Annotated in this window: 19 protein-coding genes and 1 tRNA gene; 12 read left to right on the forward strand and 8 right to left on the reverse strand. The window is 67.4% G+C overall.

The genetic code is table 11. The annotated features are described in order from the left end of the window. The first annotated feature begins 6 nt into the window (after positions 1-6). Entirely contained in the window at positions 7-1,386 is a 1,380-nt protein-coding gene (locus MT490_RS04010) for a DUF1501 domain-containing protein (protein WP_297384484.1), read from the forward strand. 120 nt (positions 1,387-1,506) lie between these two features. Continuing rightward, positions 1,507-1,893, forward strand: coding sequence for a VOC family protein (locus tag MT490_RS04015; RefSeq protein WP_297384486.1), 387 nt, complete (start codon positions 1,507-1,509; stop codon positions 1,891-1,893). A gap of 254 nt (positions 1,894-2,147) precedes the next feature. Here the strand turns inward: MT490_RS04015 and MT490_RS04020 are convergent, their stop codons facing one another. Together MT490_RS04020 and MT490_RS04025 are read right to left on the reverse strand one after the other, a co-directional pair. Beyond that, positions 2,148-2,894: a metallophosphoesterase gene (locus tag MT490_RS04020; RefSeq protein ID WP_297384488.1), complete on the reverse strand. Its 747-nt coding sequence runs from the start codon at positions 2,892-2,894 to the stop codon at positions 2,148-2,150. Beyond that, positions 2,891-3,736, reverse strand: coding sequence for a diacylglycerol kinase family protein (locus tag MT490_RS04025; protein ID WP_297384490.1), 846 nt, complete (start codon positions 3,734-3,736; stop codon positions 2,891-2,893). The genes MT490_RS04020 and MT490_RS04025 overlap by 4 nt, the downstream gene beginning before the upstream one ends. Positions 3,737-3,846: 110 nt before the next feature. Here MT490_RS04025 and MT490_RS04030 point away from each other — a divergent pair. Continuing rightward, positions 3,847-3,920, forward strand: a tRNA-Gly gene (locus tag MT490_RS04030). A gap of 24 nt (positions 3,921-3,944) precedes the next feature. Then, a complete protein-coding gene (locus MT490_RS04035) occupies positions 3,945-5,330 on the forward strand; it encodes a M20/M25/M40 family metallo-hydrolase (protein ID WP_297384492.1) in 1,386 nt (461 codons plus the stop codon). A 52-nt stretch (positions 5,331-5,382) separates the two neighbouring features. Here MT490_RS04035 and MT490_RS04040 read toward each other — a convergent pair whose 3' ends face one another. Then, entirely contained in the window at positions 5,383-6,138 is a 756-nt protein-coding gene (locus MT490_RS04040; RefSeq protein WP_297384494.1) for a molybdopterin-binding protein, read from the reverse strand. Positions 6,139-6,191: 53 nt separating this feature from the next. On the opposite strand from MT490_RS04040, the gene map reads away from it, so the two are divergent. Further along, positions 6,192-7,016: a type I methionyl aminopeptidase gene (gene map, locus MT490_RS04045; RefSeq protein ID WP_297384496.1), complete on the forward strand. Its 825-nt coding sequence runs from the start codon at positions 6,192-6,194 to the stop codon at positions 7,014-7,016. Between the two features lie 160 nt (positions 7,017-7,176). Here map and MT490_RS04050 read toward each other — a convergent pair whose 3' ends face one another. After that, entirely contained in the window at positions 7,177-8,124 is a 948-nt protein-coding gene (locus tag MT490_RS04050; protein WP_297384498.1) for a hypothetical protein, read from the reverse strand. 207 nt (positions 8,125-8,331) lie between these two features. Beyond that, entirely contained in the window at positions 8,332-8,565 is a 234-nt protein-coding gene (locus MT490_RS04055; RefSeq protein ID WP_297384500.1) for a hypothetical protein, read from the reverse strand. 253 nt (positions 8,566-8,818) lie between these two features. Here MT490_RS04055 and MT490_RS04060 point away from each other — a divergent pair, with 253 nt between their 5' ends. Next, on the forward strand, positions 8,819-9,157 hold the full coding sequence (locus MT490_RS04060) for a P-II family nitrogen regulator (protein WP_297384501.1): 339 nt from the start codon (positions 8,819-8,821) through the stop codon (positions 9,155-9,157). 92 nt (positions 9,158-9,249) lie between these two features. Beyond that, on the forward strand, positions 9,250-10,662 hold the full coding sequence (glnA, locus tag MT490_RS04065) for a type I glutamate--ammonia ligase (protein ID WP_297384503.1): 1,413 nt from the start codon (positions 9,250-9,252) through the stop codon (positions 10,660-10,662). A 75-nt stretch (positions 10,663-10,737) separates the two neighbouring features. Here the strand turns inward: glnA and MT490_RS04070 are convergent, their stop codons facing one another. Continuing rightward, positions 10,738-11,604 carry an NAD(P)H-binding protein gene (locus tag MT490_RS04070; RefSeq protein WP_297384506.1) on the reverse strand — a complete coding sequence of 289 codons (867 nt, stop codon included), beginning with the start codon at positions 11,602-11,604 and terminating at the stop codon, positions 10,738-10,740. Between the two features lie 106 nt (positions 11,605-11,710). On the opposite strand from MT490_RS04070, the gene MT490_RS04075 reads away from it, so the two are divergent. From MT490_RS04075 to MT490_RS04085, 3 genes are all read left to right on the forward strand, one after another. Then, positions 11,711-12,109, forward strand: coding sequence for a helix-turn-helix domain-containing protein (locus MT490_RS04075; protein ID WP_297384508.1), 399 nt, complete (start codon positions 11,711-11,713; stop codon positions 12,107-12,109). 38 nt (positions 12,110-12,147) lie between these two features. Beyond that, positions 12,148-13,443, forward strand: a complete 1,296-nt coding sequence (locus tag MT490_RS04080; RefSeq protein WP_297384510.1) for a M20/M25/M40 family metallo-hydrolase — start codon at positions 12,148-12,150, stop codon at positions 13,441-13,443. A gap of 84 nt (positions 13,444-13,527) precedes the next feature. Further along, entirely contained in the window at positions 13,528-14,952 is a 1,425-nt protein-coding gene (locus MT490_RS04085; protein WP_297384513.1) for an aldehyde dehydrogenase family protein, read from the forward strand. 3 nt (positions 14,953-14,955) lie between these two features. Here the strand turns inward: MT490_RS04085 and MT490_RS04090 are convergent, their stop codons facing one another. Beyond that, complete coding sequence (locus MT490_RS04090; RefSeq protein WP_297384515.1) at positions 14,956-16,044, reverse strand: glycoside hydrolase family 88 protein; 1,089 nt, start codon at positions 16,042-16,044, stop codon at positions 14,956-14,958. A gap of 106 nt (positions 16,045-16,150) precedes the next feature. Here MT490_RS04090 and MT490_RS04095 point away from each other — a divergent pair, with 106 nt between their 5' ends. Then, positions 16,151-17,410 (forward strand): ectonucleotide pyrophosphatase/phosphodiesterase, encoded by a 1,260-nt coding sequence (locus MT490_RS04095; RefSeq protein WP_297384517.1) that lies wholly within the window; start codon positions 16,151-16,153, stop codon positions 17,408-17,410. Between the two features lie 38 nt (positions 17,411-17,448). Continuing rightward, a complete protein-coding gene (locus MT490_RS04100) occupies positions 17,449-17,901 on the forward strand; it encodes a MaoC family dehydratase (RefSeq protein WP_297384518.1) in 453 nt (150 codons plus the stop codon). Here MT490_RS04100 and MT490_RS04105 read toward each other — a convergent pair. Continuing rightward, positions 17,898-18,272 (reverse strand): hypothetical protein, encoded by a 375-nt coding sequence (locus MT490_RS04105; protein WP_297384520.1) that lies wholly within the window; start codon positions 18,270-18,272, stop codon positions 17,898-17,900. The genes MT490_RS04100 and MT490_RS04105 overlap by 4 nt on opposite strands. Between the last annotated feature and the right edge of the window lie 23 nt (positions 18,273-18,295).

Here is an 18,295-nt window from a genome sequence, read left to right on the forward strand (position 1 = left end):
ACCCAGATGACCTTGTCCCGCCGCGATTTCGTCCGCCTCGTCGCCGGTACCGGCGCCGTGGCCGCTCTGGGCCAGCTCGGCCGCACCAGCGCGATGGCCGCGCCCAACGGCAGCTACCGCGCAATGGTCGGCGTGTTCCTCTTCGGAGGCAACGACGGCTGGAACATGGTGATCCCCACCGACGCCCGGCATGCCGCCTATCTCGCCGCGCGCGGCTCGGTGGGCATCAAGGCGCCGGCGCTGACCCCGCTGACCAACGCCAGCTACGCGCTCCACCCGTCGATGTCGGCACTGCGCCCGCTCTGGGACGAAGGCAGCCTCGCGCTGGTGCTCAACGCGGGGACCTTGTTCGCGCCGCTCACCAAGTCGACCTATCAGTCGCGCCCCGATCTCCGACCCACCAACCTGATGAGCCATTCCGACGAGCAGGCGCACTGGCAGGGCCTTCGCGCGCGCGACGTCAGCGTCGACGGCTTCATGGGCCGGATGACCGATCGCATGACAGCGGCGGCCACGCCCTCGATGATCTCGCTCGCAGGCTCGAACCTCGCGACGATCGGCCGGGCCAGCGCGGCGCTGGTGCTGCCCTCGACCGGAACGCTCGGCCGCAGCGGCTACAGCGCCGGCGGCAATGCCGCCAACCAGGCCAAGAACGCCGCGATCGACGTCTTCGCCAACGGCGCCGGCTATGGTGCGATGACCGAGGCGACCGCCGGTGCCATCACCGGCGCCTATGGCCAGGCGGTGACCGCCAATGCGATCATCGGCGCGACCAGCGCGCTCGACGGCTATTTCGTCAACCCGGCCACCGGCGCCGCGCTCACCAGCGACATCGCGCGCCAGCTGATGCGCGTCGCGCGCATGGTCGAGGCACGCTCGACGCTCGGCCATGACCGCCAGACCTTCTTCGCCAGCCAGGGCGGCTATGACAATCACTCGGGCCAGGTGGCGGGCGGTAACAACGATACCGGCACCCACGCCAATCTACTCGGCGACCTCGCCATGGCGCTCGCCGGCTTCCACCGCGCGATGCAGTCGATCGGCATGGCCGAGAACGTCACAGCCTTCACGATGAGCGACTTCGGCCGCACCTTCAAAGGCAATGCCCAGAACGGCACCGATCACGCCTGGGGCAGCAACCACCTCGTCGTCGGCGGCAACGTGGCGCCGGGCGGCATCTTCGGCGCCTATCCCGATCCGGTGATCGGCGGCGCGCACGACATCAGCAACGAGGGCCGCTTCGTCCCCGCCGTCGCGCAGGAGGAATATATCGGTGCGATCGCCCGCTGGCACGGCGTGAGCGATGCCGACATGCCCTATGTCTTCCCCAACTGGTCGACCTGGAGCACCGGCGGCCGCGGCCCCTTAGGGTTGTTCCGCGCTTAACGCCGTTCTTCCATTCTCCTTCCATTCGGCGCAGCTATCGCACGCGGGAAGGAGCGTGGAATGGAACTTCACTACCGCGGGATGGACGGGTCGGATATCGTGGACGCGGGAGGAGTAGCCGTGTCGAATCTCTTTCGCGTCACCCCCTTCATGCACGTGCCCGACATCGAGGCCGCGATCCATTTCTTCACCCAGATCCTCGGCTTCGAGTGCCGCTTCCGCCTGGGCAACTACGCCTATGTCCAGCGCGAGGCAGCGGCGTTCCGGCTGAAGGAGAATGTCGGCGACGACGGCGCCCCGCCGGGCAATCGTCGCTTCTGCTATTATGTCGACGTGAACGACGTCGACGCGATCGCCGCGGAGATCCTCCCCAAGGCCACGCTCCTCAACGATGGCGACATCCATGGCCCGGTCGACCAGATCTACGGCCAGCGCGAGCTGATGGTGGTGGCGCCCGACGGCAATCTGCTCGTCTTCGGCCAGGACGTCGCGCTGAAGCGCGATTAGGTCGTATCGACATTCAAATCCTCCCCGCCAGGGAGTGTTGGGTTGGATTGCCCCCGGCAATCCAAGCCCGTGCCGGGGGCACGGGCGACCCAACACTGTGGCGCCGAAGGCGTCGGAGGGGGAGGTAGGCAGCGCACTCTCCAATTGAGCATGGTGCTTCCGCCCCCTCCGTCAGCCTGTGGCTGACACCTCCCCCTGGCGGGGGAGGATTGAAAGGCCTCGCTCGCCCGAATGTCGATACATCCTAGGCTCGGCTAGAGCGGCACGCTTGCCTCCCCCTTGAACCGCGCCACCGTCTCGAAGCTGGCGCCCTCGACTCGGATCTCGTTGAACGAGGGCGGCTTGCTGCGCACGCGTTCGGACAGCGTCCCCGCCCCGATCAGCCGCACCGTTCGCCCGTTCACTTCATGCACCACGTCGAACGGATCGTGGACATGCCCCGTCAGCACCGCGTGCGCGCCCGCGGTGGCGAGCGCCTCGAGCGCCACGCGCCCGCGCCAGGTCTTCGACGTCGCCGCCGTCCCGACCTCGATCAGCGGATGATGCGCGGCGACGAAGATCAGGTCGCCTCCGGGAGCAGCCTCGACCAAAGCGAGCGATTCCTGCAGCGAGCGCGTGCTGACATGGCCCTTCGACCAGTTGAGCCGCCACTGGAAGCGCGCGGTGGTCTTGAGCGGCACGATCGCGATTCCCTTCACGTCGAGCGGCCTCTCGATCATGTGCTCGAGCGCCTCGTAGCGCTTGTACGGCGTGACGAAACGTGCCCAGAGGTTGAAATAGGGCAGGTCGTGATTGCCCACCTCGACCGTCACCGGCCGACCCAGGCTCTCGAGCCATTTCGCCGCGGCCGAGAATTCGCGCGGGCGGGCGCGCATGGTGAGGTCGCCGGTCATGATCACCGCGTCGGGCTGCTCCTCCCGCACCTTGCGGCCGAACCAGTCGATCGCCTCTAGATCCTCGCGGCCGAAATGGACGTCGCTGACATGGAACAGGCGAGTCATGGCGCGGGCACCGCGTCCGCGCGGGTGGCGATGAACGTCTCGAGGCTCCTGCCCGCCCTGATCGGCGCGCGCGGATCGAGCCGCACGGGCTCGCCGTCGAACAGCGCCAGTACCGGCCTGTGGCCCCGTACGCGCAACTCCTTGGTCCAGGCTTCGCTCACCGCGTGCGCGGCGACCCAGTCTCCGTTCAGCCAGTCCCAGCCGAGCTGGACGATCGCCTTCCAGTCGCGGACATCGACCGCGGCGACCTCGAGCCCGTGCAGGTCGGGCGTGACGAACACCGCCTGATAGTGATCGCCCAGCCCCTTCGCGCCCTCGACGCGGATGCCGCGCTCGCCGAAGGTCTTGCGCCACGCCCCGCGCGCCGCGGCGAGCAGTCGCCCGATCTTGCCCTTGCGCACTGCCTCGCGGGCGCGGAACCACGCCGCCGCCGGCCCGAGGATCAGCCCCACGAAGGCGCGATGGTTCCCCGCGATCACATAGGGCAGCGCGACGCGCCGGTCGCATTGGCGCGCCGCATGGACGATCCTGTGCGGATCGGTCTCGCTGTGCAGCCCCTTGGCGAGAAGGTTCATCGTGCCCCCGGGCAGGATCAGGAACGCCCCTTCCCAATGTTCCAGCGCGCAGAGCGCCGCGTTGATCGTCCCATCGCCTGCGAACAGCACCACGGTGTCAACATCGGCAGCGACAAGTTCCACGCCGGTCGGCAATTTCTGCTGGGGAAATTCGGTCCTACCCGCCAGCACGAGTCCACTCTCGGCGAACACCGCCTCGAGCGCCTCGCACTTGGCGCGGGTGGCGGTGCCGGAATTGGGATTGGTGATGAACCAGAGCGTCTTCATGCCCCGCGCAACGCGCGAGCCTGGTTTTGGTCGCTTCCCACCCGTAACGACCACCGCTCGATATTCGCGGATTGACCGCTGGCCCTGCGCTGTGGCAACCGGGCTGCCGCGCGGGTGTAGCTCAATGGTAGAGCAGAAGCTTCCCAAGCTTACGACGAGGGTTCGATTCCCTTCACCCGCTCCAGCCTTCTGATCGGAGCCTCAGCCCATGCGCCACTTCGCGGTCCTCCTCGCAGTGGCGCTCGCCGCCGTTCCGGCGCAGGCCCAGACCAACGCCGAGGCCGAGGCGCAGGCGCTCGACCTGCTCAAGCGCGGGATCGCGTTCCGCACCGTCGCGGGGCCGGGCAACCAGACCTTCGACTATGCGACCTATCTCAAGTCGGTGCTCGTCGCCGGCGGGTTCGCCGACGCCGATGTCCGCGTCGAGAAGCTCGGCGACACGGCGTACCTGATCGCGCGCTATCGCGGCACCGGCAAGGCGGGCGCGAAGCCGATCCTGATCTCGGGGCACATGGACGTGGTCGAGGCCAAGCCCGCGGACTGGGCGCGCGATCCGTTCACCCCGGTGGTCGAGAACGGCTTCCTGTTCGGGCGCGGCTCGAGCGACAACAAGTTCGACGTCTCGACCTTCGTCGCGTCGATGGTCCAATTGAAGCGCGAGGGCTTCAAGCCCGGCCGCGATGTTGTGCTGCTCTTCTCGGGCGACGAGGAGACGGGGATGAAGACCACCGCCGCGCTCGCCGAGCAGTTCCACGATGCCGAATTGCTGCTCAACATCGACGGCGGCGGCGGCGACATGGACGAAGCGGGCAAGCCGGTGATGTTCGGCGTGCAGGGCGCCGAGAAGAGCTATGCCGATTTCGAGCTGAGCGTCACCAATCCCGGCGGCCATTCGAGCGCGCCGCGCAAGCCGAATGCGATCTACCAGCTCGCCGCCGCGCTCCAGAAGATCGAGGCCTATCAGTTCCCCGGCCAGGTCAACGAGATCACCAAGGCGAGCTGGGCGGCGACCGCGGCGCGCACGCAGGACCCGAAGCTCGCCGATGCGATGCGCCGCTTCGCCGCCAATCCCGCCGATGCCGAGGCGCTGGCCACGCTGCGCGCCGATCCGGGCTATGTCGGGCAGACGGGAACGACCTGCGTCGCGACGATGGTCAATGCCGGCCACGCGACCAATGCGCTGCCGCAGCGCGCGACCGCCAACATCAATTGCCGGATCTTCCCCGGTACGCCGATCACCCAGGTGCAGGCCAAGATCGCCGAGCTGATCGGCGATCCCGCGGTCCAGGTGACCAAGGTCGAGAGCGGCTCGGTGCCGAGCGACGCCTCGCCGCTGCGTCCCGATCTGATGAAGGTGATCACCAAGGCCGTCCACGCGCGCTTCCCCGAAGTGTCGGTGGTCCCGGTGATGTCGTCGGGCGCGACCGACAGCATGTGGTTCCGGGGCAAGGGCGTGCCGAGCTACGGTGTGAGCCCGCTGTTCATGAAGTCGAGCGACAGCTTCGCGCACGGCCTGAACGAACGCATCCCGGTGAGCGAGATCGCGCCGGCGATCACCTTCTACAAGGCGGTCATCAGAGACCTCGCCAAGTAAGGCCTTATGCGAACGATTCGCAACAAAATTGCGATCGATTAGCAATAGCCTGCTAGATCCCGCCTTCCACCGGCTCCAGGCCCGATGCCCTGAGGCCGTGGATCAACGCGTCCACCGTCCGGTCGACTAGTGCCTGCTCGGTCGCGCGCACGACGAAGTTCGCTCCCACCCGCCCCTCGCGGAAAAAGGGATAGCTGCCGATCGCCACGCCCGGATGCGCGTGCTCGGTCTCGCCGAGCAGGTCCGCGATCTCGCTCTCGGCGACCCAGGCGCCGACGGTGCGCGACAGCACGGGCAAGCCGCCTTCGAGCGTGCCGGTCAGCGCGTCGAGCATCCCCGCGGTGATGTGCGGCACGCCCGCGAGGATGAAGAGATTGCCGATGCGGATGCCCGGTGCGCCCGACATGCGGTTGGCGATCAACTCGGCGCCCTCGGGCACGCGCGCCATGCGCAGCCGCGCCTCGGTCAGCCCGCCGCGCGTCTCGTAGTAGCGATCGAGCACCGCGCGCGCGTCGGGGTGCACCACCACCGGGACGCCGAGCGCGGCAGCGATCGCGTCGACCGTGATGTCGTCATGCGTCGGCCCGATACCGCCGGTGGTGAACAGATAGTCGTTGCGCGCCCTGAGCGCGTTGACCGCCTCGACGATCGCGCTCTCGACATCGGACACGATCCGCACCTCGGCGAGTCGGATGCCCTGCACGTTGAGCCAGGAGGCGATCTGCGCGACATTCTTGTCCTGGGTGCGGCCGGACAGGATCTCGTCGCCGATCACCACACATGCCGCGGTCCAGATGCGCTCGCTCATGGCAGTGGCGTAGAGCCTCGCAAACTTCCGCGCAAACGCCTATATCGCGCGGCATGACCGAATATGTCACCGTCACCGAAGACATGCCGCAGACGCGCGACGGCGCGATCAAGCTCCACGGGCCCGCGGGTTTCGAAGGCATGCGCAAGGCCGGCCGCCTCGCCGCCGAGATCCTCGACGCGCTGGTGCCGCACGTCGTCCCGGGCGTCTCCACCGAGGAACTCGACGACATCGTCCGCAACATGACGATCGCCGGCGGCGGCGTGCCCGCGACGCTCGGCTATCGCGGCTACACGCATAGCTGCTGCATCTCGATCAACCATGTCGTGTGCCACGGCATCCCGTCCGATCGCACGCTCAGGGATGGCGACATCGTCAACATCGACGTGACGCCGATGCTGGGCGGCTGGCACGGCGACACCAGCCGCATGTACCTGGTCGGCGATGTGCCGATCAAGGCGCGCCGGCTGGTCGACGTGACCTATGAATGCCTGATGCTCGGGCTCGAGCAGGCGAAGCCGGGCAACCATCTCGGCGACATCAGCCACGCGATCCAGCGGCATGCCGAGAAGCATCGCTACGGCGTCGTCCGCGATTTCTGCGGGCACGGGCTCGGCCAGGTGTTCCACGACGCGCCCGAAGTGGTCCATGTCGGCCGCCCCGGCACCGGCCCGGAGCTGCGCCCGGGCATGTTCTTCACCGTCGAGCCGATGATCAACATCGGCCGCCCCGACGTGAAGCTGCTCGACGACGGCTGGACCGCGGTCACCCGCGACCGCTCGCTCTCGGCGCAGTTCGAACATTCGATCGGCATCACCGAAACCGGCTGCGAGATCTTCACCGAAAGCCCCAAGGGGCTGCACAACCCGCCTTATTGAGCGCGCAATCATCCCCCTCCCTTTAGGGAGGGGTCAGGGGTGGGTAAGGAAAGGTCGGGCTCGATGCCCGGCCTTTTCTTTTTGTCGAGAGCATCTCGATGGGCTCGCTCCGCTCGCACCCACCCCCAGCCCCTCCCTTGCAGGGAGGGGAGTAGATGTCTCAATGCGACTGATACGCCCGGCCCGACTGGATCAGGCGCTGGCGGCTGGTGTTGCCCGGCACCGCGATGTGCGTCGCCGGATCATATTCCTTGCCCACCGCCGGGCTGCCCTGCGGCACCCAGATGCCGACCACGGTGTGGCTGTAACCCTGCGGCACGTAGCGGATGTAATAGCCGTCCGGATGGAGGCTCCAGCGGCCCTCGGGGATGTCCTGGCTGCCCGGCCCCATCGGCGCCGCGCCGGCGAGCACCGCGACGCGCTCCATCTCGGCGAAGCTCGCACCCGGCGTCGTCAGCATCCGGCGCAGATCGGCCTCGGCTTGGAGCACGGTCCGGATCGGCCCCGGCAGATTGTCCGCGAGCGGCCCGGTGGTCAGCATGTCGAGCGCATTGCGGTTGAGCGAAGCGAGCTGGCGCGGCGTGAGCAGCAGTGCCGCCGTCGCCTTGAGGTCGCTCGACAGATCCTCGAACTTGGCGCGCGCGATGATCGCCCAGAGCAATTGCTGGATCTTCTGCTGCTGGATCTCGGGGTGATTCACCGAATTGCGGACGATCGTCATCACCGCGTCTTCGGCAGGGCCCTTGGGCGGTGCGAAGAGATAGCCGTCGCCGCCGCCGGGGCCGTGCGTGCCGGCCTTGAGGCAATAGCTCTGGTCGTGGAACTCGTAGAAGCCGGTCTGGAGCACGAAGCCGCCGTTCGGCGTGCGCTGCAGCGTCATCAGCGAGCGCACGGGCTCGCGCGGCGTGAAGCCGTCCCTGCTCTCGTCACCCCATTTGGCATCGGACAGGCTGGTCGTGATCGGCTGCCTGTCGCCGAGCACATTGGGAATCTTCTTCTTCAACTTGTCGCCCAGGCCGCCCAGCCCGCCGAACTGCGCCTGGGCGGGCGCCGCACTGACCACCATCGTGGCCGCGGCAAGCGCCATAAAAAACATACGGATTTTCATAGCGGTCTCCCCGACGCTTTATGAAATACCGCGACTCCTCGATGTCGCGACGCGGCCCCTAATACAGATCTTTAGACTTTGCGAGCACCGGATCGCGCAAAGGGCATGCCCTCGGGTTCATCCGGAAGACTTGTCGCCTCCCGCGATTTTCATGCGCGGACTGCCTGCCCTGCCGATGATTTCATCGTCGCGGGTAAAATGCGGCGATCAGTCGTTCGCCGTCGCCGGGACGGTCCAACGCCGGAGCACTTCTTCGACCTGTTCCGCGTTGAGTTCGCCCAAGGGGCTCCGGATCATGAAGCCGGCACGCCGCCCGGCATCGATCGACATCAGCCCGTGCGCCATGATGATCAGCGGTCCGCGCGCCACCCTGCTGCAATCGCCGGACCCATCGCCCACGCGATGGATCTCGGCCGGCAGGTTCATGGGCAGAAGCTGCATTGGATCCCCCGGCCACCCGGTCATACGCACACTCGAATATAGAACGCTTGTCCCATTTATAGTATTATAGTCTCGCGACCGCAAAAAGGGCCGTGCCGCCGAATAAGGCAGGCGCGGCAGCGCTGCTCATTTGGTAGGCACTTGTTAAGCCTTGCGCGGCGTGCGACCCGAGGGGCATCCTCGGCGTCGCCTCTGGCACGGATGTTGCCAGACGCGCGCTAAGGGGAACTGCCTCACTCCTTTGGGGGAACACGTGAAAAAGATCGAAGCGATCATCAAGCCGTTCAAGCTCGACGAAGTGAAGGAGGCGCTGCACGAGGTCGGCGTCAGCGGCATCACCGTCACCGAGGCGAAGGGCTTCGGCCGCCAGAAGGGCCATACCGAGCTCTATCGCGGCGCGGAATATGTCGTGGATTTCCTCCCCAAGGTGAAGCTCGAGGTGGTGGTCGACGATGCGCTCGCCGAGCGCGTGGTCGAGGCGATCGCCACCGCGGCGCAGACCGGCCGGATCGGCGACGGCAAGATCTTCGTGATCCCGGTCGAGACCGCGCTCCGCATCCGCACGGGCGAGCGCAACGAAAACGCGATTTGACGCGACGCAGCACTGTAATATTGCGACACGCGCACAGGTAATTTTATTGCCCGATTCGGCGGGCAGACGAAAGAGAGCGAAAGGGTTCTACGATGGCGAATTCGGCCAGTGATGTTCTGAAGATGGTGAAGGAGAACGAGATCGAGTGGATCGATCTGCGTTTCACCGATCCCAAGGGCAAGTGGCAGCACCTCACGATGGTCGCGAAGGTGATCGGCGAGGACGAGCTGACCGACGGCCTGATGTTCGACGGTTCGTCGATCGAAGGCTGGAAGGCGATCAACGAGTCGGACATGATCCTGAAGCCCGACCTCGACGCGGTCTGGGTCGACCCCTTCTCGGCGACGCCGATGCTGATCCTGGTCTGCGACATCGTCGAGCCCTCGACCGGCGAGCTCTATGCCCGCGATCCGCGCTCGACCGCGAAGCGCTCGGAGGCCTACCTCAAGACCTTGGGCATCGGCGACACCGTCTATGTCGGCCCCGAGGCCGAGTTCTTCATGTTCGACGACGTCCGCTTCGAGAACAGCTACTCGACCAGCTATTACGCGATCGACGACATCGAGCTGCCGGGCAATTCGGGCAAGGAATATGAAGCCGGCAATCTCGGCCACCGTCCGCGCGCCAAGGGCGGCTACTTCCCCGTCGCGCCGGTCGACTCGGCCGTCGACATCCGCGGCGAGATGGTCGCGACGATGCTCGAGATGGGCCTGCCCTGCGACAAGCACCACCACGAAGTCGCCGCCGCGCAGCACGAGCTCGGCCTGACCTTCGGCACGCTGGTCCAGACCGCCGACCGCATGCAGATCTACAAGTATGTCGTGCACCAGGTCGCGCAGGCCTATGGCAAGACCGCGACCTTCATGCCCAAGCCGATCAAGGAAGATAACGGCTCGGGCATGCACACCCACATTTCGATCTGGGACAAGGGCAACCCGCTCTTCGCCGGCAACGGCTATGCCGGCCTCAGCGACATGTGCCTCTACTTCATCGGCGGCGTGATCAAGCACGCCAAGGCGCTCAATGCCTTCACCAACCCGACCACCAACAGCTACAAGCGCCTGGTGCCGGGCTATGAGGCGCCGGTGCTGCTCGCTTATTCGAGCCGCAACCGCTCGGCTTCGTGCCGCATCCCTTACGGCGCGGGCAGCAAGGCGAAGCGCGTCGAGTTCCGTTTCCCCGACGCGCTGGCCAATCCGTACCTCGCTTATGCGGCGCTGCTGATGGCGGGCCTCGACGGCATCCAGAACAAGATCCATCCGGGCGACCCGATGGACAAGAACCTGTACGACCTGCCGCCGGCCGAGCTCGAGCAGGTTCCCACGGTGTGCGCATCGCTGCGCGAAGCGCTCGAGAGCCTCGAGGCGGATCAGGACTTCCTGCTCAAGGGCGACGTGTTCAGCCGCGACCAGATCGAGGCCTATATCGAGCTCAAGTACCAGGAGGTCGAGCGCTGGGAGATGACTCCGAGCCCGGTCGAATACGACATGTATTACAGCGCCTGATCCCTCGGGTCGCAAAAGGGACAGACGGAGCGCCCGGACCGAAAGGTCCGGGCGTTTCGCTTTATGGGGCCATGGTCACTGCGCCAGCGTCTCGCCGATCGTTGCGGCGAAGGGCGTGGTCGGTCGCCCGATCAGCCGCGCGAGCGCGCCCGCGGCGTCGAACAGCGCGCCCTGCGCTGCGGCCGCATCCGAATCCGCGAGCAGTGCCGCCATCGGCTCGGGCAGCCCCGCGCCGATGAGCGTCGCGCGATACTCCGCCTCGGGTAGGTCGACATAGGGAATCGCCTTCCCCGCCTGGCGCGAGAGCTCGGCGGCGAACTCGGCCAGCGTGTAGGAGCCGTCACCGGCCAGTTCGTGCACGACGCGCTCCCCGGCATCGTCGAGCAAAGCCGCCGCCGCCGCCTCGGCATAGTCGCGCCGTGCGGCGCTGGCGATACGGCCCTCCCCCGCACTGCCGATCAGCGCGTCATGCGCGAGCGCCGCGGGGATCGCGGCGGCATAATTCTCGGTGTACCAGCCGTTGCGCAGCAGCGTGAAGGCGATGCCGCTCGCTTCGACCAGCGCCTCGGTGGCGCGATGCTCCTCGGCTAGGCCGAGCTTCGAGACATCGGCATGGAGCACGCTGGTATAGGCGATCCGCGCCACGCCCGCGCGCTTCGCCGCCTCGATCGCATTGCGATGCTGCGCGACACGGTCGCCGATCGCGTTGGAGGAGATCAGCAGGAGCCGCTCGGCCCCGGCAAAGGCCGCCGCGAGCGTCTCGGGCCGATCATAATCGCCTTGGCGGACCACGACGCCCTCCGGGAAGAGCCCGACGGCGCGCGCGGGATCGCGGACGATCGCGGCGACCGCGGCCGGCCCGGCTCGCTCGGCGAGCGCAGCGACGACGAGGCGGCCGAGCTGGCCGCTCGCGCCGGTGACGAAGAAACGAGGCGAGGTCATGACTATTCTCCAGTCTTCCGATATTGACATGGTCTCATTTAGAGACCGATAATCGGACCCGGAAGACGGCACTTTCCCGTCACCAGGTTACGCGGGAGATACCAGCATGGACGCGCATACGGCGTTGGGCGCCAAGTTCGAGGACTGGCTCGCCATGGGGTTCGACGATCGCCGCTGCCCGGTGCGCAACCTGCTCGATCAGATCGGCGATCGCTGGTCGATGCTGCTGCTGTCCGCCCTCGCCGCGGGGCCCAGGCGTTTCAGCGCACTGGCGCGTGCGGTGCCCGACATCTCGAAGCGGATGCTCACCCAGACGCTGCGTACGCTCGAGGCCGACGGCTTCGTCCATCGCGACGTCCAGCCGACCGTGCCGCCCAGCGTCACCTATTCGCTCACGCCGCTCGGGCAGAGCTTCGCGGCGCCGCTGCTGGGGCTGGTCGAATGGGCCGAGGCCAATTTCGCCGCCGTGCTCGAAGCACGAGCGCGCACGGCACAGGCGGCATAGCCTTCCCTTTCGACACGCCTTGGCGGCATAAGCGGCGCATGAGACTCCTCCTTGCCGCCTGCGCCCTCCTCGCCGCCTCTCCCGCCGCCGCCCAGCTCTCCCGCCAGGAAGCCGCGATGGCCGCGTCGATCGACGCCGATTCCGCCGGCACGCTGACGCTGCTCGAGCGGATGGTGAACCAGAATAGCGGCACGCTGAACCTCGCCGGGGTCCGCGCGATGGGCGCGATGCTGCGGCCCGAGTTCGAGGCGCTCGGCTTCACGGTCGAATGGATCGAGCTGCCCGAGACCAAGCGCGCCGGGCATTTCGTCGCCACGCACAAGGGCAATGGCCGTGGCAAGCGGCTGCTGCTGATCGCGCATATCGACACGGTGTTCGAGGCGAGCTCGCCCTTCCAGAAGTTCAGCCGCGAAGGCGACAAGGCGATCGGCCCCGGCGTGGTCGACGACAAGGGCGGGATCGCCGTGATCCTCGCCGCGCTGCGCGCGATGCAGAAGGCGGGAATGCTCAAGCAGGCCGACATCAAGGTCGTGCTCACCGGCGACGAGGAGAAGACCGGCGATCCGATCCCGGTCGCGCGCCGCGACCTGATCGAGGCGGGCAAATGGGCCGATGTCGCGCTCGAGTTCGAGAATCTCGCGCGCGAGAACGGGCAGGATTTCGGCACCGTCGCGCGGCGCAGCGCCAACAACTGGACGCTCGCCACCACCGGCAGGACCGGCCATGGCGGCGGCATCTTCAACGCCGAGACCGGCTATGGCGCGATCTACGAGATCACCCGCATCCTCGACGCGTGGCGCGCGCAGCTGATCGAGGAGAATCTTACCTTCAACGTCGGCGTGATCGGCGGCGGCACCCCCGCGACGATCGACAAGGACGGCGTCCGGATCGAGGCGTCGGGCAAGACCAATGTCGTCCCCGCCACTGCGATCGCGCGCGGCGACCTGCGCAGCCTCACGCCCGAGCAGGACGCCGCGGCCCGCGCGAAGATGCAGGCGATCGTCGCGCAGCATTTGCCCGGCACCGCGGCCACGCTCACCTTCCAGGACAACACCCCGCCGATGGCGCCGACCGAGGGCAATCGCGCCTTGCTCGCCCGGCTCAACGCCGCCAACAAGGATCTCGGCCTGCCGCAGATGGCCGAATTCCCGCCTGCCAAGCGCGGCGCGGCCGATTCGAGCTTCGTCGCCGCTTATGCCGATACGCTCGCGGGCATGGGACCGAGCGGCGGCACGCTGCACGCCGAGGGCGAATGGCTCGACATTCCGAGCATCGCGCTCCAGGCCAAGCGCAGTGCCATCCTGATGAGCCGGCTCGCGCGCGAGCGCCGCTGACCCAGGTCGGTTGCAGCTTGCAACGGCTCGGGGCGCCCGCCATCTAAGCAGCCATACCGGAAGTTCGAATCGGGAGAGGCGAGGATGCGCAGCACGCTGAAGCACTATATCGACGGCGCCTGGGTCGAGAGCGAGGGCGGCGCACGCCACGAAGTGATCAACCCCGCAACCGAGGAGCCGGTGACCGAGATCACGCTCGGCTCCGCGGCGGACGTCGACAAGGCCGTCGCCGCCGCCAAGCGCGCGTTCGAGAGCTTCTCGCGGACGAGCGTCGACGAGCGTGTCGCGCTGATCGAGCGGATCCTCGAAGCGTACAAGGCGCGCGCGGCCGACATGGCCGAGGCGATCAGCCTGGAAATGGGCGCCCCGATCAGCCTGGCCAAGAGCGCACAGGTCGGCTCGGGGATCGGCCATCTGCTGTCCGCCGCGCGCGCGCTCAAGGAATTCCCGTTCGAGGAGCGGATCGGCAACAGCCTCGTCCTCCACGAGCCCATCGGCGTGGTGGCGATGATCACCCCGTGGAACTGGCCGCTCAACCAGATCGTCTCCAAGGTCGCCCCCGCGCTGGCGGCGGGCTGCACCATGGTGCTCAAGCCCTCCGAGGAGGCGCCGAGCTGCGCCGCGATCTTCGCCGAGGTGATGGACGCGGCGGGCGTGCCGGCGGGTGTGTTCAACCTCGTCAACGGCGACGGCCCCGGCGTCGGCACCGCGCTTTCGAAGCACCGCGACGTGGACATGGTGAGCTTCACCGGCTCGACCCGCGCGGGCGTGCTGGTCGCCAAGAATGCCGCCGAGACCGTCAAGCGCGTGCACCAGGAGCTCGGCGGCAAGTCGCCCTCGGTGGTGCTGGAGAGCGCAGACCTCGCCAAGGCGGTGCCCGGCACCTTGTTCAGCGTGCTGATGAACTCGGGACAGAGCTGCATCGCCCCCGCCCGCCTGCTCGTACCGAAGCACCTGCAGGAGCAGGTCGCCGCGATCGCCGCCGCGACGATGAAGGCGGCGCAGTGCGGCGATCCTTCCGAGGAAGGCCGCCAGCTCGGCCCCGTGGTCAACAAGACCCAGTGGGACAAGATCCAGGGGCTGATCGCCAAAGGGCTGGAGGAAGGCGCCAAGCTCGAGACCGGCGGCCCCGGCCGGCCCGACGGCATCGAGGCCGGCTATTTCGTCAAGCCGACCCTGTTCTCGAACGTGCGCAACGACATGACGATCGCGCGCGAGGAGATCTTCGGGCCGGTCGTGACGATCATCCCCTATGAGGACGAGGAAGACGCGATCCGCATCGCCAACGACACCGATTACGGCCTCTCGGCGGTGGTATTCGGCGATGCCGAGGGCGTCCGCCGCGTCGCGCCGCGGCTGCGCGCGGGCATGGTCTATGTGAACGGCGGCCAGCCCGATCCGAACCTGCCCTTCGGCGGCTACAAGCAATCGGGCAATGGCCGAGAGCATGGAAAGTTCGGGCTCGCCGAGTTCCTCGAGGTCAAGTCGGTGGTCGGGGCCTTCGCCTGAGCCTCAGCTCCGGCCGGACCCCGCCAGCTCTGCCGCGAACCACAGCAAGGCCGCCTGTCCGTGCAGGTCGCCGGTGGCGCGCGGGCGATCCAGATAGTGCGCGACATTGTCCGCCTTGTTGGTGCCGACGCAGACTTCGGTGACCTGCCCGTCGGGCTGGACATAGCGCGCCAGCGCCTGCCACGCGCGCCGATAGGCCCGGGCATAAGCCGGATCGGCGAGGATGCCGAGCCGCACCCCGCGCGCCATGGCGAAGCCGAACATCGCGGTGCCCGAGGTTTCCTTCCAGCTCTCCGGACGGTCGATCAGCTGGCGCCACATGCCGTCCTCGGCCTGGTTGGCAAGCAATGCCGCCATCATCTTGCGATAGCCCGCCTCGATCGCCGCGCGTTCTGGGTGTGCGGCAGGCAGGTCGGTGAGAATCTCGGCAAAGCCCGCCGCGACCCAGCCATTGCCGCGCCCCCAATAGAAATGCGCCTCGGGGCCGTGGAAGAACAGCCCGTCGGGCTGCTGGAGCCGATCGACATAGCGCCGCACCATCAGCGCCGCACGATCGAGATATCTGGCATCCTTCGACGCGCGGTACGCCTGCACCTGCAGCGAGCCGATCATCCAGACATCGTCGATCCAGTAGCGCGCCTGCGCGGTGAGCTGGTCCTCGCCGAGCTGTGCCCATTGATTGTCGGCGAGCGCCAGCCCGCGGCGGAGCGCCTCGGCATCGCCGGTCTGGCGCGCGATCTCGAGCGGCCAGGTGCCGTAGACGCTGACGTCGACATGATTGGCCGAGTTCGGGAACGCCGATGCCACGCGCTCGCGCGCGACGACGCGATCGAGCAGCGCGCGGTTCCCGGTGGCGGCGGCGAGGCGCGCGGCGCCATAACCGGAGGCGACGTCGGCATAATGGACGCCCCGCGCCGCCGACGTGCGCAACGGCACGATGTCGCGCCGGGCGAGATAGGCGCCCGCCGCCCTGCCTCCCACCTCCGCCGGGGACGGTGCGACCGCGGCCGCACCCGGGCCGGCCGGGCGCCCCGATTCGGCGCACGCGCCCAGCGTGAACAGGCCGGCGGCAAGCAAAGCCTTCCGAATCATGGCATCTCCTCCCATTTTTCGGAACGATAGCGCGGCCGATGTTGGAGCCGTAAGCCTTCGTCGCAAGTTTCTTTGTGCCGCAACATGCGCGTGGCAAAGATCGGCAATGCGTCCAATCCTGAAGCTCGGCCTCGCCGTCCTTGCCGCCCTCCAGACCTGCACCTTCCTCCCCGCCGCGGCGCAGACCGTCGCCGCGGCGGAGGCGCGTGCGCCGGTCACCATCCTCGTCTCGATCGACGGCTTCCGTCCCGATTATCTCGATCGCGGCGTGACTCCGGTGCTGTCGCGGCTCGCCGCCGAAGGCGCGACCGGCCCGATGCGCCCGAGCTTCCCGAGCAAGACCTATCCCAATCACTGGACCCAAGTGACCGGGCTCCGACCCGATCGCCACGGCATCGTCGCCAACAAGATGGAGGATCCAGCCAGGCCCGGCGAGACCTTCACCATGGCCACCGAGGACCCCTTCTGGTGGAATGCGGTGCCGCCGATCTGGCTCGATGCCGAGCGTGCCGGGATCCGCACCGCGACGCTGTTCTGGCCCGGCTCGAACGTCGCGATCGGCGGCCGGAAGGAAAATCCCAAGGACTGGGAGACGATCGGCGGCGAGCGCCCCTCGGACTGGGCGCAGTTCAGCCAGGCGATCAGCGGCGAGCAGCGCGTCAATGGCATCCTCGACTGGCTGCGCCGCCCGGGCGCGATCCGTCCCCGATTCCTGACGCTCTATTTCGACGTGGTGGACAGCGCCGGGCACGAATTCGGACCCGCCGACGGTCGGACGACCGAAGCGGTGGCGCAGGTCGACAAATGGATGGGGCAACTGGTGACGGGGCTGGCCGAACTCGGCCAGCCGGCCAATCTGGTGATCGTCTCCGATCACGGCATGGCGTCCACGCAGAGCAGTCGCGTCGTCGTGCTCGGCCAGATGCTTCCGCTGGACGACATCCGGCTGTTCGAATCGGGCACCTATGCCAGCCTGTTCCCCGCGCCGGGCAAGGAAGCGGCGGTCGAGAAGGCGCTGCTGGGCAAGCATGCGCACATGGAATGCTGGCGCAAAAGCGAGATCCCGGCGCGCTTCCACTACGGCACCAACCCGCGCATCCCGCCGATCCTCTGCCTCGCGGAGACGGGCTGGCTGATCCAGGACAAGGCGCCGTCCAAGCGCTTCGCGGGCGGCAATCACGGCTACGACAATTTCGCGCCCGAGATGGCGGCCCTGTTCATCGGCCATGGCCCCGCCTTCCGCCCGGCCAGGCTGCCGGCGTTCGACAATGTCGACGTCTATCCGCTGCTCCGCGACCTGCTCGGGCTGCCGGCCAAAACGGGGATCGACGGGACGGACACGGTCTTCAAGGGAACGCTTCGCTAGGGCTTGCCAAATTTCGGTTTTCATCCGAAACTCATATCATGCAGTATCTGGACGATATCGAAGTGGGCATGAAGCGCAGCTTCGGCCGCTATGAAGTGACGCGCGAGGAAGTGCTCGCCTTTGCGGAGAAATATGATCCGCAGCCCTTCCATTTGTCCGACGAGGCGGCGGCGCAGACGCATTTCGGCAGGCTAGCGGCAAGCGGCTGGCACACCTGCGCGATGACCATGTCGATCTTCGTCGCCGAGATGAAGCTGCACCCGCAGGCGAGCCTGGGCGCCGCCGGGGTCGACGAATTGCGCTGGCTCAAGCCGGTCTATCCGGGCGACGTGCTGCGCTGCGAGAGCGAGGTGCTCGAGGTACGGCCGTCACAGAGCCGGCCGGAGATGGGCAGCGTGCGCAACCTCATGACCACGTTCAATCAATATGATGAGCCGGTGCTGCGCTTCACCGCGCTCGCGCTGATGCGGCGGCGTCCGGCGGGCGCCTAATTGCGGCGGTACCGGCGCTCGCCGCGGTTCCAGTTGCGTCGCTCGCCGCGATAATTTCCGAAGCCGTCCCAATTCTCCCGGCGCTCGCCGCGCCAGCTGCGGCTGCGATCGTACCAGTAGCGGCGCTGCCCCTGGTTCCAGCGGTGCGGACGGCGGTCGCGATCGTAGACGTAGTAGCCGGTGCCCGGGTAATAATAATCGCCGTACCAGCCGAAATAGGAACGCGGCCCATAGCTGTAATAGGGGTCGTAATAGCCGCCGCTCGAATAGCCGAGCGAGACGCCCGAATAGCCATAGCCATCGGTGCAGGCGCTTGCGGCGAAGCCCAGCGCTGCGGCCAGGGCGGCAGCGGAAATGCGGCGGATCAACATCGTTCCAATCCTCTCCAGCGGCG

This window comes from Sphingomonas sp., from assembly GCF_026460985.1.
Classification (GTDB): Bacteria; Pseudomonadota; Alphaproteobacteria; order Sphingomonadales; family Sphingomonadaceae; genus Sphingomonas.

What these genes read in the sequence shown, in the direction of transcription:
- MT490_RS04090 (WP_297384515.1), bottom strand. Translation starts at nt 16,044, where the DNA reads ATGATTCGGAAGGCTTTGCTTGCCGCCGGCCTGTTCACGCTGGGCGCG.
- MT490_RS04055 (WP_297384500.1), bottom strand. Translation starts at nt 8,565, where the DNA reads ATGCAGCTTCTGCCCATGAACCTGCCGGCCGAGATCCATCGCGTGGGC.
- MT490_RS04070 (WP_297384506.1), bottom strand. Translation starts at nt 11,604, where the DNA reads ATGACCTCGCCTCGTTTCTTCGTCACCGGCGCGAGCGGCCAGCTCGGC.
- MT490_RS04040 (WP_297384494.1), bottom strand. Translation starts at nt 6,138, where the DNA reads ATGAGCGAGCGCATCTGGACCGCGGCATGTGTGGTGATCGGCGACGAG.
- MT490_RS04075 (WP_297384508.1), top strand. Translation starts at nt 11,711, where the DNA reads ATGGACGCGCATACGGCGTTGGGCGCCAAGTTCGAGGACTGGCTCGCC.
- MT490_RS04020 (WP_297384488.1), bottom strand. Translation starts at nt 2,894, where the DNA reads ATGACTCGCCTGTTCCATGTCAGCGACGTCCATTTCGGCCGCGAGGAT.
- MT490_RS04085 (WP_297384513.1), top strand. Translation starts at nt 13,528, where the DNA reads ATGCGCAGCACGCTGAAGCACTATATCGACGGCGCCTGGGTCGAGAGC.
- MT490_RS04010 (WP_297384484.1), top strand. Translation starts at nt 7, where the DNA reads ATGACCTTGTCCCGCCGCGATTTCGTCCGCCTCGTCGCCGGTACCGGC.
- MT490_RS04080 (WP_297384510.1), top strand. Translation starts at nt 12,148, where the DNA reads ATGAGACTCCTCCTTGCCGCCTGCGCCCTCCTCGCCGCCTCTCCCGCC.
- glnA (WP_297384503.1), top strand. Translation starts at nt 9,250, where the DNA reads ATGGCGAATTCGGCCAGTGATGTTCTGAAGATGGTGAAGGAGAACGAG.
- map (WP_297384496.1), top strand. Translation starts at nt 6,192, where the DNA reads ATGACCGAATATGTCACCGTCACCGAAGACATGCCGCAGACGCGCGAC.
- MT490_RS04095 (WP_297384517.1), top strand. Translation starts at nt 16,151, where the DNA reads ATGCGTCCAATCCTGAAGCTCGGCCTCGCCGTCCTTGCCGCCCTCCAG.
- MT490_RS04025 (WP_297384490.1), bottom strand. Translation starts at nt 3,736, where the DNA reads ATGAAGACGCTCTGGTTCATCACCAATCCCAATTCCGGCACCGCCACC.
- MT490_RS04100 (WP_297384518.1), top strand. Translation starts at nt 17,449, where the DNA reads ATGCAGTATCTGGACGATATCGAAGTGGGCATGAAGCGCAGCTTCGGC.
- MT490_RS04105 (WP_297384520.1), bottom strand. Translation starts at nt 18,272, where the DNA reads ATGTTGATCCGCCGCATTTCCGCTGCCGCCCTGGCCGCAGCGCTGGGC.
- MT490_RS04035 (WP_297384492.1), top strand. Translation starts at nt 3,945, where the DNA reads ATGCGCCACTTCGCGGTCCTCCTCGCAGTGGCGCTCGCCGCCGTTCCG.
- MT490_RS04050 (WP_297384498.1), bottom strand. Translation starts at nt 8,124, where the DNA reads ATGAAAATCCGTATGTTTTTTATGGCGCTTGCCGCGGCCACGATGGTG.